We start from the raw sequence: 13,073 nt of genomic DNA, 5'->3' as shown, positions 1-13,073 counted from the left end.
GGACACTGAAATAGACAATTTAATGGGTGACGCCATCACGGCGCACCACCTTGTAAAAGGTCAGAAACAGGATGCGCAAGTCCAGCATGAAGGACTGATGTTGCAAGTAATAGGCATCCAGGTCAACTTTAACCGGTATTGGTAATTCATCCCTGCCATTGATCTGCGCCCAGCCTGTCAGGCCTGGCGGGATAGTATGTACCTGCTTTTCGGTGCGCAGGGCGATCAGGTCATGCTGATTGTACAGGGCAGGGCGGGGGCCGACAAAGCTCATGTCACCAGACAGTATGCTCCACAATTGTGGCAACTCATCCAGGCTGGATTTGCGCAGGAAAGAACCGATGGGGGTCAGATACTGGTCCGGGTTGCTCAGCAAATGGGTGGCAACCGCAGGCGTATCTATGCGCATGCTGCGAAACTTGGGCATTTTGAAGATAGCATTATTACGTCCGACCCGGTCTGACCAGTAGACGATGGGGCCGCGTGAAGTCAGTTTGACACAGACTGCTACCACCACCAGAGGCAGGATCAGAAACAGACTGGCCATCAAAGCCAGGAAAAGATCGAAAAGGCGCTTTAACATAATGAATGGTGATTAAGTACGAATGGCAGCAGCGGTTGCCTGCAAGCCTTGTTCTACAGTATAGGGGGGCGACCAGCCCAGCAGATTTCTGGTCTTGCTTATGTCCACCTGCAAGGACTGGCACAGACGGTCAGCCACATTTTTCTTGCCCAGCACGCTTGCCGCCAGCGTCAGCAGGCTGGCAGGGAATGGAAACAGCCGCGATTTCACCTGCAAGGCTTGCGCGCACAGGTTCAGCAATTCTGTTGTCGATAAATCCCTGCCATCGCTGGCTAAAAATACCTGATGACGCGCCTGTTCATGCAAGCGGCAATGCAGCACCAGGCTGACCAGATTGCCCAGGTACACAAAGCTGCGCTGGTTGCGGATGCTGCCCAGTGGCAGCGGCAAGCCACGCCTGACCATGCGCAACATGCTTAAAAAATTGGCTTTCACGCCCGGTCCATACACCAGTGGTGGGCGGATGATGGTGATAGCCATGCCGGTTTGCCTGCCCAGATCCAGCAAAGCCTGTTCGGCTTCATGCTTGGATATGCCATAGGCATCTTGTGGTGCGGCCTGGTCGTCAGCGGTGTAGGGATGGCCAGGCGCGGTCGCTTCACCATTTACTTTCACTGAACTCAGGTAAATGAATTGCTTGGCACCTGCCGCTGCAGCCTGGCGCGCCAGGTTCAGGCTGGCATCTACATTCAACTGGCGAAACAACAGCAGGGGATCGGCAGCCGTTTCCTGCATCACGTGCACGCGGGCGGCACAATGGATGACGATATCAACGCCCGTCAGGCTGGCTGACCAGTCGGTATCGGCGGTCAGGTCAGTGATGATGAGATTGGACAGCTGTGCTGCCTGCCATTGCAAGGCCTGGCGGGTCGGGCAGATCAGCTTGACGTCCTGCTGCAGGCAGGCTTGCGCAATTGCCTGGCCGACAAAGCCGCTGGCACCGGTCAACAAAATAACTTGCTTCATGCTTTATTTGGATGCCGATATGTTGGCACGCCGGTCATAAACAAAATAACGACGCGATAGAAACTTCAGGAAACTGCGGAAAAACCAGCTGGCATGACGGGATACCAGGTTACGGTTTTTATGGGCTGCGGTATGGGTTGCATCCAGTTGTGGATAAAAACGTATCCCCAGCCCCAGCAATTGCTGTGAGCGGTAGCAGATATCCACATCTTCGAAATACATGAAATAACGGGTATCAAAACCTTGCAGGGCCTGGTAATGGCGCGCGTCAAACGCCAGAAAGGCCCCGGATGCCCAGTCTACATGACAGGTTTCCGACATGGTTTTCTTGTCGTATGGTTCTGACAGTGAGCGCACTGCCACCATGCGCAGCAGGGAAATGATATTCGGAAAGCGACGGATATTGGCATCGATATACAGATGCTGCTCATCACGGAAAAGATTGATGGTGGCAATGGGGAAGGCATCCCGCTGCATATTCGCCACCAGCGTCATGATGGTCTCCGGACTGATGGTGATGTCAGGGTTCATGACGATAAAACTGTCACCCTCTCCAAAGCCGACGCTATTGCTGATGAGGTCAAACAGGAAATTATTATTTTCACCAAAACCCAGACCAGGATGGTCATCAATGTAAGACACGCCATGTTGCAGGCAATATGCCTTTAACTGTGCTGATGGGCGGTTATCCTTGATCCACACATGCATATTTGCACCAGCATCGCGCAAGCCACCCATCCCGCTTGCAATAAGCAGGTCTTCATGGCCGTGACTGACAATAGCGACATGTATCATAAATTATGCGGGTGATCTGGCTTTCACTGTTCTGGTTTTGCTGGCCTTGCAGTTGCTGGTAGCTACTGGTAGCGCAATAACAAGCTGGTTTTTAGAACCTTGCTGGTAGCAGGGCATGGCATGAATCAGTTTGTGGTTCAGATTTTCTCATAGAAATCACCATTTATAGGTGGTGGATTGGTCCATCCACCTGTTTTTCTTATTCACTTGCGCTTTCTTGCCTGTCTCGTATGCCAGCTTTTCAAATGCATCCCCGGTCAGCTGGTTTGCCTGTAGCCGCCCCGATCAATGGCGAGCGTGTATTGTCTATTGTGTTTATTCTTATCAGCGCAGACAGGTACGCAGTGTATTTGCCGACGAGTATATCAAAACGACAGTGCCCGGTATGACAGTGCTTGCATAGCCGGGAAGCTATTTGGAAATAAGACTCTAAAACCAGACTCTAAAACCAGACTCTAAACCGGGGCTGTCGAACGCAATTCTATGGCTTATGTCGGATACGCACCGCTTTTATTGTGCAGGCCAGACCATATTCCCTTGCACATCATCTTGAGCTGGGACAGGCGCCTGTTCTCATATACCAGGCTGGCAAAAAAGCGGATGCCCAGCCCCACCAGCAATCTGTTTCTCCAGGCGGAAGAGACATACGGTTTTTTACAGAACAGTAATGTATTTCTGAAATAGTAGTAGCGGCGCAGCGGAGAATAATGAAAGAAATTCAAATTGAACAGGCGCACAGGCGGTGCATCCGACAGAGCATGGCCCATTTGCACAGCCATGCTGCCAAACAGGCGATAACCTTTGCTCCTTGCCCGGAAGCACCACTCGGTATCGGTATAATCAACAAACATGCCGTCGTCGTAACGTAATGTATCAAGCCACGCTGCCGTGCGTATCAACATGCCGGATGTGATCAGGACATCGACTTCGACATACTGGCTAACCGTATCATTCAAATCAGCGGGAATGATTGCCTCGATAGTGCCGCTGCTTTCTTTGTAAAACGGAAAATAAACTTTATCGGCTTCACGCCGGTCAAAAAAAGTTGGGCCGATCGCTGCGCATTGCACGCCTTGCGTGTGTAGCAGTTCATGCTGAGCCAACAGGCTGGCAATCAGACGATCAGGCGGTGCGCTGTCCTGGTCAAAAGTTGCTACATAGTGTGCACCATCTTGTATCGCCGCCTCAAAACCCTTGTTCAGTGCGTAACCCAGGCCATAATTTTTGTCGAGGGGCAGGTATTTGCACTTGGGCGTTGCTCGCCAGTCTATCTGGTCGCAACCGCCGTTATCCACCAGGTAAAGCTGGTCTACCTGTTCGTGCAGTCTGGCTAGCAAGGCCAGGAGGATAGCAGGCTCCGGAAAGTAGCCAACTACCACCGCTGCAACGGATGGTCTGGATGGATCAGGGGATGTGTATGTCATTTCATGCAAGCAAGACGAATGGTTCAATGAGCCGTTTGGTTTTTCAGGTGGCGCTGTGCAGTCACATGCAACAGTATCCAATCCAGTATCACCCGGAAAGTCCATGCAAATGCGGCACCGGCCAGACCAAACCATGTTGCAAGGAAATACAAGACAGCAATATACAAGAGCAATTCAATAAAGTGAAATTGCGCGGTTATTTTTGTTTGCCCCTGCGCATGCAGCAGGGTATGTGGCACCAGCGCGATACCATTGAAAAAAGTACCTGCTGCCAGGATCAGGGTAATCGGTAATGCCTTGCTGGCAAATTCTGGCGACAGCCAAAGACTGAAGCCCGGATAGGCAAACAGTGCAACGGCAGTGCACAAACCCAGCATGATGAATGTCATGCGCCGATAATTTTGGCGGTAACTATTTTTCAGCGCCTGCTGATCTGCCAGTGTGGCAAACAGCGGTAGCAAGGCACCGCAGATGGCGATCGGCACCAGCAGCATACGCATCAGCGCTTCTTGCGGAATCGCATACACAGACAGTTTGTCGGCACCCACCATGGCACTGACAAAAAAACGGTCGCCAAATACCATCAGGGGACTGATGATGCTCGACACGGTTACCCAGAAACCGAATGACAGCAGGCTGCGCAATCGCTGTGACAGCGCATTTGCTTCACTGGTCTGACTTCCGTTTTCACGTATGGGTTCATTCGTGGTTTTGGTGAACAGATATTTATGCAGTTGCAACGCACCGCCGATGACCACCAGCAAGCGTGCCATGGCCAGGTACAAGGCAATCGGCCACAGGCGGGGACCATGCAAGACGATCGCCAGTGCCGGCAGGGTGAACATGCAAAACCCCAGGAATATCTTGTTCAGATTGGAAGCGCGAAATCGCTCCAGGCCTTCCATCGCGCCGCGCAGGCCGCTGGTGATGGCACTGGGTATGACGCCCAATGCGGCAATTTCAAAGGCGATTTGCGCATCATGTTGCAGTGGCAGGCTGATTTTTAGCCAGTTTTGTGCCAGATGTGGTGCCAGCACGATCATGATCAGCGTACCCAGCATACCGGTGGCAGCAGTCAGCAGCAATCCGGCTTTCAAGACTGAAGGTATAGCCAGAAATTGTCCGGCAGAACGCAACTTGCTGATTTCATAGGTAAGGGCACGGCCGGTACCGAAATCAAACAGGCTGAAGTAACCTATCAGCCCCCAGATCAGCGTCAGTACACCAAAGGCCTCATTGCCTAATTGCCGCAAGGTATACGGAGTAAAGGCCGCCGCTGCAATCAGCGGCAAGCCGTTACCCAGCAAATTCCAAATGGTGTTTCTTTTAAGTGACATGAATCAGTAAAGTGAGTCTGCGTTGTCTGTTGTCATGCGCTTGTATCGCATCAACTGCGCTCCAGACACTTATGTTGCCTGTACACCCTGCATGCAAGCCTGCAGACATTGTTGCCAGTCGGGCAGATCCAGGGCAAATTTGTCTTGCAACTTTTGTGTACCCAGCAGCGAATTATGCGGCCTGCGTGCAGGTGTCGGATATTCGCTGCTGCTGATACCAGTTAACGCTGGAGCCGCCTTGTTCAGCATGTTTTGCTGATCAGCCTGGGCGACAATGGCAGACGCAAATTCAAACCAGTTGGCTTTACCCGCAGCACTGAGGTGGTACAGACCGCCATGCTCAGCCCACCAGTCAGTCCTTGCGTTTTCCTGTTGCAAACCGGCGAGCAGCTTGCAGGTGGTTTCGGCCAGCCATGTAGCAGAATTCGGGATACCCCATTGATCATTGACGATGCGCAGCTGATCTCTTTCTCTGGCCAGTCGCAAGATGGTCAGCAGAAAATTCTTGCCATGCAGTGAATACACCCAACTGGTGCGCAGGATCAGATGCTGGCAGCCGCTGGCTTGTATGGCCTGTTCGCCGGCCAGCTTGGTCTTGCCGTACACATTTTGTGGATTGGTCGCATCGGTTTCCTGATAAGCGGTGACCTGGCCATGCGGGTCAAGTTTTTCACCATCGAACACATAATCGGTTGAATAATGGATCAGGCCTGCTCCCAGCTTGCGTGCTTCTTCCGCCATGATGGCGGGTGCTTCGGCATTGATGGCATGGGCCAGTTTTTCTTCTGTTTCGGCCAGGTCAACGGCGGTGTAAGCGGCAGGGTTGATAATCAGATCAGGCTGGAATTCCCGTATGCGCTGGCGCAACTGGTCGGGATTACTCAGGTCCAGTTCAGCGCGCAATGGCGCATAGACACTACCCAACGGGCTCAATATGGCTTGCAGCGCATTACCCAACTGACCGTTACTGCCTGTCAGTAAAATCTTCATTCAAAGACCTCGGCTTCGGACAGCAGTTTGCCCAACTGGTCTTTGCCGGACTGTAGCGGCGTGCCGTTCAATGGCCAGTCTATACCCAGAGCCGGGTCATCCCAGCGCAGGCAGCGTTCATGCTCGGGTGCCCAGTAATCAGTGGTCTTGTACAGGAATTCGGCACTTTCGCTCATGACCAGGAAACCATGGGCGAAACCTTCAGGTACCCATAGTTGACGCTTGTTGGCGGCCGACAGCACGACGCTGGTTGACTGGCCAAAGGTACTGGATGACTTGCGCAAATCCACCACCACATCGAACACTTCACCGGCAGTTACTCGCACCAGTTTGCCCTGACTCTGACGTATCTGGTAATGCAGGCCGCGCAAGACATTGTTGGCGGACCTGGAATGATTGTCCTGCACGAAATTGGCATTCACGCCGGTCAGTTCGGCAAATTTCCTGGCATTGAAGCTCTCGTAAAAGAAGCCGCGGTCATCACCAAATACAGCAGGTTCGAGTATCAATACATCAGGAAGCCCGGTAGCTAACACTTTCATCTGTTAATACGCTTTCTTGTTTAAAAGTTGTAATAAGTATTGGCCATACTCATTTTTTTTCAAAGGCTGGGCCAGTTTTTCCAGGTCGGCATCGCTGATGTAATTGCGGTAGTAGGCGATTTCTTCCGGACAGGCGACTTTCAGACCCTGGCGTTTTTCTATCGTGGCAATGAACTGACCTGCTTCCAGCAGGGATTCATGGGTGCCCGTGTCCAGCCAGGCCATGCCTCGCCCCATCAGTTCCACGTTCAGCTTGCCCTGTTTCAGGTAGACATTGTTGACGTCGGTAATTTCCAGTTCTCCGCGCGCAGATGGCTTGATGTCGGCGGCGATATCACAGACTTGACGGTCATAAAAATACAGGCCGGTCACTGCATAATTCGATTTCGGTTGTTGCGGTTTTTCTTCTATGCTGATGGCCTGACGCTTGCTGTCAAATTCAACCACACCGTAGCGTTCGGGGTCATGCACGTGATAGGCAAATACCGTTGCGCCATCCTGCTGCTCATCGGCCTGACGCAATTGTGCCTCGAAATCATTGCCGTAATAAATATTGTCACCCAGAATCAGGGCTGAGGTGGCATTGCCGACAAACGAGCGACCTATGACAAATGCCTGCGCCAGTCCGTCTGGTGCAGGTTGCACGGCGTAAGTGATGTTGATGCCCCATTGCGAGCCATCGCCCAGCAATTCGGAAAAGCGGGGCGTATCCTGTGGTGTGGAAATGATCAGGATATCGCGCATGCCACCCAGCATCAGGGACGTCAGCGGGTAGTAAATCATGGGTTTGTCATACACCGGCAGCAATTGCTTGGAAATAGCTTGCGTGACCGGATACAGACGGGTGCCAGAACCACCTGCCAGAATGATGCCCTTGCGTGTAACCGGACCGCTCATTCTTCCACCTCATCTTCATTGTATTGCTGCGCTACCCATTGCAGGTATTCGCCTGACTGTACCTGTTTGGTCCAGACATCATTTGCCATATACCATGCTACGGTCTTCTTCAGACCAGTGGTAAAGTTTTCCTTCGGTTTCCAGCCCAGTTCGCGTTCCAGCTTCCTGGCATCAATCGCGTAACGGCGATCATGGCCTGGCCTGTCCGTGATGTGTTTGATCTGGTCCTTGTAGCTGCCTTCGGCTTTGGGTTGCAATTCATCCAGCAATTCACATATGGTATGCACGACGCTAAGATTGGTTTGTTCATTCCAGCCACCGACATTGTAGGTTTCACCCGGCTTGCCAGCTTCCAGCACCCGACGGATCGCCGCGCAATGATCTGTTACATATAACCAGTCACGCACCTGCAGACCATCGCCATACACTGGCAAATCCTTGCCGGCACGGGCATTGGTGATGATCAACGGGATCAGTTTTTCCGGGAAGTGGTAAGGACCGTAATTGTTCGAACAATTGGTCGTCAATACCGGCAAACCATAGGTATGGTGATAGGCGCGCACCAGATGGTCAGATGCCGCCTTGCTGGCAGAATATGGGCTGTTAGGCGCATACGGCGTGGTTTCGCTGAAAGCGGCATCGTCCGGCCCCAGTGTGCCATACACCTCATCGGTAGACACATGCAGGAAGCGGAAGTCTGCCCTGGCATCATCTTCCAGACTCAGCCAATAGGTACGGGCGGCTTCCAGCAGTTCGAACGTGCCGTTGATATTGGTGGTGACAAACGCAGCCGGACCTGTGATGGAGCGGTCAACATGGCTTTCTGCTGCAAAATGCAGAATCGCACGTGGCTGATACTCGAACAGCAGGGCGCACAACTGAGCGCTGTCGTTGATGTCGCCCTGTACAAAGACATGGCGCTTATCATTTTTGAGACTGGCAAGATTATTCAGGTTGCCAGCATAAGTCAGTTTGTCGTAATTAAGGACAGGCTCATCCGACTGAGCCAGCCAATCCAAAACAAAATTGGCACCAATAAAACCTGCGCCACCTGTGACAAATATCATGCCTCACTCCTGTGTTAATCGCTGAATTGCTATGAACAGGCGATTTTACTTGAGAAAGAGGCTGATTTCCTTGGTAAATCAGGTTTATATAAGAGATATGTACAAGATATTGAAGATATTAAGGGATGCGAATAGATATCAATGCAAATAGATATCAATGCACTAGTCCCGGCTTCCGTTGCCGGAAACGGTTAACGTTTCAATAGTATTAAGACAGTGCATTACCCTGTGACAGGCAGATCCAGGTCACGGTGGCTACGGTGTAGGCAAGCAAAAGCAGTGATATGAGTGAGAGTTTCATGGCTGTAACCTCATTTTCCGGTGATTTCCTGATATGTATCTTAGAATGCACCGCCGCAAAATTCAGTATTGAATTGTTCTGATTTTGTTACCAAATGTGTTTTTTTGTACATGTATGTACATATCGCCGGCCCCCTGGGCTGCCAGAAACAAAAATAGTTCGTCATTAACCCTTGAAATGGTGTGTGTATACCCTCATTTGCGGGGGTAATGTAAGTTTTTGATTGGGAGAGTAAGAATGCAAGAGCAAGAAAACCAGCAAACCGAAAAAGTTGAAGTGGCCGAACCAACCGTGCCGGAAACACAGCAAGAAACGATTGTTCAGGCGGAAGCAGAAACAATCGCTGTTCAGGATACATCTGCACAGCTGATCGCTGGCCTGGAAGCAAAAGTGCAAGAGTTGCAGGATTCTTTCATGCGCGCCAAGGCAGAAGGTGAAAACATCCGCCGCCGCGCCCAGGATGATATTTCCAAAGCGCACAAGTTCGCCATTGAAGGTTTTGCCGAAGCCATGGTGCCAGTCAAGGATAGCCTGGAAATGGCCCTGAAGATTGATACTCCTTCGATTGAAGCGCTGAAAGAAGGCGTGGAAATGACATTGAAGCAATTAAATGCTGCTTTTGACAAAAATCGCCTCACCGAAATTAGCCCTGTCCAGGGTGAAAAGCTCGATCCTATGAAACACCAGGCTATTTCCATGGTGCCAGCCGAACAGGATGCCAATACAGTTGTGACTGTATTGCAAAAAGGCTATACCATTGCCGACCGTTTGCTGCGTCCGGCTTTAGTGACTGTAGCGCAAGGAAAGTAAGAAAACAGTAAAAAAACACGCGGAAATAGCTAGAAAAGCCTTGAAAAGCGCGTTTTTTACCTTATATCCGAAACAGACGAGTCAGATTGAGCAAAAAAGCAGACTGACTCACCAACATTGACAAAAAAATCGACATTCTGAGGGAACTATCATGGGAAAAATGATTGGTATTGATTTGGGTACAACCAATTCTTGCGTTGCTATCATGGAAGGCGGTCAGCCAAAAGTGATCGAAAATGCTGAGGGCGCGCGTACTACGCCTTCCATTATTGCGTATCAGGAAGACGGCGAAATTCTGGTTGGCGCATCCGCCAAACGCCAGGCTGTTACAAATCCTAAGAACACACTGTTCGCGGTCAAACGTCTGATCGGTCGCAAGTTTGAAGAAAAAGAAGTGCAAAAAGACATCGGTCTGATGCCTTACACCATTTCCAAGGCTGACAATGGCGACGCCTGGGTATCCGTGCGCGACAAGCGTCTGGCACCACCACAAATTTCCGCTGAAGTTCTGCGCAAAATGAAAAAAACCGCTGAGGACTACCTCGGCGAAGAAGTGACAGAAGCAGTTATTACTGTTCCTGCTTACTTTAATGATGCACAACGTCAGGCTACCAAAGATGCAGGCCGTATCGCCGGTCTGGATGTCAAGCGCATCATCAATGAGCCAACCGCAGCTGCGCTTGCCTTTGGTCTGGACAAAAAAGAAAAAGGCGATCGCAAGATTGCTGTGTATGACCTGGGTGGCGGTACGTTCGACGTATCCATCATTGAAATCGCTGACGTTGATGGCGAAATGCAATTCGAAGTATTGTCCACCAACGGCGATACTTTCCTGGGTGGTGAAGATTTTGATCAACGCATCATCGATTACATCATCGATGAATTCAAAAAGATCAACGGTCTGGACCTGTCCAAAGACCCGATCGCGTTGCAACGTATCAAGGCATCTGCCGAACGTGCAAAAATCGAATTGTCGAGCTCGCAACAAACCGAGATCAACGAGCCTTACATCGCCATGGCAAATGGCGCACCTGTGCATTTGAATTTGAAAATCACACGTGCCAAGCTGGAAGCCCTGGTAGAAGAACTGATCCAGAAGACGATCGATCCTTGCCGCATGGCGATCAAGGATGCAGGCGTGAAAACCACTGACATCGATGACATCATCCTGGTCGGCGGTATGACACGTATGCCTAAGGTACAGGAAATTGTTAAAGAATTCTTTGGCAAGGAACCACGTAAAGACGTGAACCCTGATGAAGCCGTTGCCGTTGGTGCAGCGATTCAAGGTTCTGTCCTGTCGGGCGACCGTAAAGATCTGTTGTTGCTGGACGTGACACCATTGTCTCTGGGTATCGAAACCCTGGGCGGCGTCATGACCAAAATGATCCAGAAAAATACGACTATCCCGACCAAGTTCAGCCAGGTGTTCTCGACAGCGGACGACAATCAGCCTGCGGTGACCATCAAGGTGTACCAGGGTGAACGTGAAATCGCAGCAGGCAACAAAGGCCTGGGCGAATTCAACCTGGAAGGTATTCCACCATCAGCACGTGGCACGCCACAGATTGAAGTGACTTTTGACATCGACGCCAATGGTATTTTGCACGTAGGTGCGAAAGACAAGGCCACAGGCAAGGAAAACAAGATCACCATCAAGGCTAACTCTGGTTTGACCGAAGATGAAATCCAGAAAATGGTGAAAGATGCTGAACTGAACGCGGAAGAAGACAAAAAGGTCAAGGAACTGGCTGAGTCCCGCAATCAGGGCGACGCTTTGGTGCACTCCACCAAAAAAGCGCTGGCTGAACACGGCGACAAACTGGAAGCTGGCGAAAAAGAGAAAATCGAAGCTGCCATCAAGGAACTGGAAGATGTACTGAAATCCGGTGACAAGGCTGAGATTGATACCAAGCTGGGCGCATTGTCCACAGCATCGCAAAAACTGGGCGAAAAAGTCTATGCTGACATGCAGGCACAACAGGCAGCGGCGGGTGCTGCTGGTGGTGCAGGCGCTGCCGGTGCAGATGCCAAACCTAAAGACGATGATGTCGTGGATGCTGATTTCAAAGAAGTGAAAGACAGCAAGTAATACCTAGTGTGACGGGCTTGCCCGTCATGACGCGCCGGGTGGCTCGCGTTTTGCGGTGCCGCCCGGCGTTTGCGCTTGAGTTTGAGATTAAATCTGAGGTTAACAAGAAATGGCGAAGCGTGATTTTTATGAAATTCTTGGAGTCGGCAAAAACGCCTCTGAAGAAGAAATCAAAAAGGCTTATCGCAAACTGGCGATGAAATACCATCCGGACCGCAATCCGGATAACAAGGTCGCGGAAGAAAAATTCAAGGAAGGCAAAGAAGCCTACGAGATGCTTTCCGACAGCCAGAAGCGCGATGCCTATGACCGTTATGGTCACGCTGGCGTTGACCCGAATATGGGTGGCGGCGGTGGCGGTGGTGCAGGCGGCTTTGCCGATGCCTTTGGTGATATTTTCGGTGATATTTTTGGTGGTGGTCGCCGCAATGCCGGCCCGCAAGTGTATCGCGGTGCTGATTTGCGCTACAACCTGGAAATCTCGCTGGAACAGGCTGCCAACGGCTTTGATACCACCATCCGCGTACCAAGCTGGGATGAATGCGATACCTGTCATGGCTCCGGTGCCAAGCCCGGTACATCACCGGTCACCTGTACCACCTGCGGTGGTCACGGTCAGGTGCGTATGCAACAGGGTTTGTTCAGCATTCAGCAGACTTGCCCGAAATGCCATGGCACCGGCAAGATGATTCCCGACCCATGCACGACCTGTTCTGGTGTTGGCCGTATCAAACGCAACAAGACACTGGAAGTCAAAATACCTGCCGGTATCGACGACGGCATGCGCATACGTTCTTCCGGCAATGGTGAGCCTGGTGTCAACGGTGGTCCTCCGGGTGACTTGTACGTGGAAATCCATATCAAGCAACATCCGGTATTCCAGCGCGAAGGGGATGACCTGCATTGCGAAATCCCGATTTCCTTTGTCAAGGCAGCACTGGGTGGCGACATCGAAGTGCCAACCCTGAGCGGCAAGGCGTCATTTACCGTACCCGAAGGCACACAGTCAGGAAAAACCTTCCGTCTGCGCAGCAAGGGTGTCAAGGGCGTACGTTCTGGCTATGCTGGCGACCTGTTCTGCCATGTGGTGATAGAAACGCCGGTCAAATTGACGGAAAAGCAAAAAGAATTGCTGCGTGATTTTGAAAAGCTGACTGTGGAAGGTGGCTCAAAACACAATCCACAAAGCAAGACCTGGATGGACAAGGTAAAGAAATTTTTTGAATAAATTATTTCTTTAACTCCTGAAAGCCTGCCCAAACTTGTTTC

Annotated in this window: 12 protein-coding genes; 3 read left to right on the top strand and 9 right to left on the bottom strand. The window is 51.2% G+C overall.

All coding sequences use genetic code 11. The features are described 5' to 3' along the window. Positions 1-19 precede the first annotated feature (19 nt). The 9 genes from H8L32_RS20875 to rfbB all read right to left on the bottom strand — a co-directional run bounded on the left by H8L32_RS20875 (position 20) and on the right by rfbB (position 8,601). The gene (locus H8L32_RS20875) at positions 20-583 is read right to left on the bottom strand and encodes a sugar transferase (protein ID WP_186949197.1); all 564 of its coding nucleotides are present in this window, start codon (positions 581-583) and stop codon (positions 20-22) included. A gap of 12 nt (positions 584-595) precedes the next feature. Beyond that, a complete protein-coding gene (locus H8L32_RS20870) occupies positions 596-1,549 on the bottom strand; it encodes a UDP-glucose 4-epimerase family protein (RefSeq protein ID WP_186949196.1) in 954 nt (317 codons plus the stop codon). Between the two features lie 3 nt (positions 1,550-1,552). Beyond that, positions 1,553-2,344, bottom strand: coding sequence for a glycosyltransferase family 2 protein (locus H8L32_RS20865; protein WP_186949195.1), 792 nt, complete (start codon positions 2,342-2,344; stop codon positions 1,553-1,555). 488 nt (positions 2,345-2,832) lie between these two features. Next, positions 2,833-3,768: a glycosyltransferase family 2 protein gene (locus tag H8L32_RS20860; RefSeq protein WP_186949194.1), complete on the bottom strand. Its 936-nt coding sequence runs from the start codon at positions 3,766-3,768 to the stop codon at positions 2,833-2,835. Positions 3,769-3,791: 23 nt separating this feature from the next. Then, positions 3,792-5,105, bottom strand: a complete 1,314-nt coding sequence (locus H8L32_RS20855) for a flippase (protein WP_186949193.1) — start codon at positions 5,103-5,105, stop codon at positions 3,792-3,794. Positions 5,106-5,174: 69 nt separating this feature from the next. Further along, on the bottom strand, positions 5,175-6,095 hold the full coding sequence (gene rfbD, locus H8L32_RS20850; RefSeq protein ID WP_186949192.1) for a dTDP-4-dehydrorhamnose reductase: 921 nt from the start codon (positions 6,093-6,095) through the stop codon (positions 5,175-5,177). Continuing rightward, positions 6,092-6,637, bottom strand: a complete 546-nt coding sequence (gene rfbC, locus H8L32_RS20845) for a dTDP-4-dehydrorhamnose 3,5-epimerase (protein WP_186949191.1) — start codon at positions 6,635-6,637, stop codon at positions 6,092-6,094. The genes rfbD and rfbC overlap by 4 nt, the downstream gene beginning before the upstream one ends. 3 nt (positions 6,638-6,640) lie before the next feature. Beyond that, on the bottom strand, positions 6,641-7,534 hold the full coding sequence (gene rfbA, locus H8L32_RS20840) for a glucose-1-phosphate thymidylyltransferase RfbA (RefSeq protein ID WP_186949190.1): 894 nt from the start codon (positions 7,532-7,534) through the stop codon (positions 6,641-6,643). After that, positions 7,531-8,601 carry a dTDP-glucose 4,6-dehydratase gene (rfbB, locus tag H8L32_RS20835; protein ID WP_186949189.1) on the bottom strand — a complete coding sequence of 357 codons (1,071 nt, stop codon included), beginning with the start codon at positions 8,599-8,601 and terminating at the stop codon, positions 7,531-7,533. The genes rfbA and rfbB overlap by 4 nt, the downstream gene beginning before the upstream one ends. A 538-nt stretch (positions 8,602-9,139) precedes the next feature. Here rfbB and grpE point away from each other — a divergent pair. The 3 genes from grpE (at position 9,140) to dnaJ (ending at position 13,032) form a co-directional block, all read left to right on the top strand. Next, entirely contained in the window at positions 9,140-9,712 is a 573-nt protein-coding gene (gene grpE / locus H8L32_RS20830; RefSeq protein WP_186949188.1) for a nucleotide exchange factor GrpE, read from the top strand. 151 nt (positions 9,713-9,863) lie between these two features. Next, positions 9,864-11,804 carry a molecular chaperone DnaK gene (gene dnaK, locus H8L32_RS20825; protein WP_186949187.1) on the top strand — a complete coding sequence of 647 codons (1,941 nt, stop codon included), beginning with the start codon at positions 9,864-9,866 and terminating at the stop codon, positions 11,802-11,804. A 109-nt stretch (positions 11,805-11,913) separates the two neighbouring features. After that, positions 11,914-13,032, top strand: coding sequence for a molecular chaperone DnaJ (dnaJ, locus tag H8L32_RS20820; RefSeq protein ID WP_186949186.1), 1,119 nt, complete (start codon positions 11,914-11,916; stop codon positions 13,030-13,032). The last annotated feature ends 41 nt before the right edge of the window (positions 13,033-13,073 follow it).

The organism is Undibacterium hunanense (assembly GCF_014284335.1).
Lineage (GTDB): Bacteria > Pseudomonadota > Gammaproteobacteria > Burkholderiales > Burkholderiaceae_D > Undibacterium > Undibacterium hunanense.
This window is presented reverse-complemented; position numbering and strand designations above follow the sequence as displayed.

Excerpts from the sequence above, each read along its gene's own strand:
- dnaJ (WP_186949186.1), top strand. The coding sequence starts at position 11,914 with ATGGCGAAGCGTGATTTTTATGAAATTCTTGGAGTCGGCAAAAACGCC.
- H8L32_RS20875 (WP_186949197.1), bottom strand. The coding sequence starts at position 583 with ATGTTAAAGCGCCTTTTCGATCTTTTCCTGGCTTTGATGGCCAGTCTG.
- H8L32_RS20860 (WP_186949194.1), bottom strand. The coding sequence starts at position 3,768 with ATGACATACACATCCCCTGATCCATCCAGACCATCCGTTGCAGCGGTG.
- grpE (WP_186949188.1), top strand. The coding sequence starts at position 9,140 with ATGCAAGAGCAAGAAAACCAGCAAACCGAAAAAGTTGAAGTGGCCGAA.
- rfbB (WP_186949189.1), bottom strand. The coding sequence starts at position 8,601 with ATGATATTTGTCACAGGTGGCGCAGGTTTTATTGGTGCCAATTTTGTT.
- dnaK (WP_186949187.1), top strand. The coding sequence starts at position 9,864 with ATGGGAAAAATGATTGGTATTGATTTGGGTACAACCAATTCTTGCGTT.
- H8L32_RS20870 (WP_186949196.1), bottom strand. The coding sequence starts at position 1,549 with ATGAAGCAAGTTATTTTGTTGACCGGTGCCAGCGGCTTTGTCGGCCAG.
- H8L32_RS20865 (WP_186949195.1), bottom strand. The coding sequence starts at position 2,344 with ATGATACATGTCGCTATTGTCAGTCACGGCCATGAAGACCTGCTTATT.
- H8L32_RS20855 (WP_186949193.1), bottom strand. The coding sequence starts at position 5,105 with ATGTCACTTAAAAGAAACACCATTTGGAATTTGCTGGGTAACGGCTTG.
- rfbC (WP_186949191.1), bottom strand. The coding sequence starts at position 6,637 with ATGAAAGTGTTAGCTACCGGGCTTCCTGATGTATTGATACTCGAACCT.
- rfbD (WP_186949192.1), bottom strand. The coding sequence starts at position 6,095 with ATGAAGATTTTACTGACAGGCAGTAACGGTCAGTTGGGTAATGCGCTG.
- rfbA (WP_186949190.1), bottom strand. The coding sequence starts at position 7,534 with ATGAGCGGTCCGGTTACACGCAAGGGCATCATTCTGGCAGGTGGTTCT.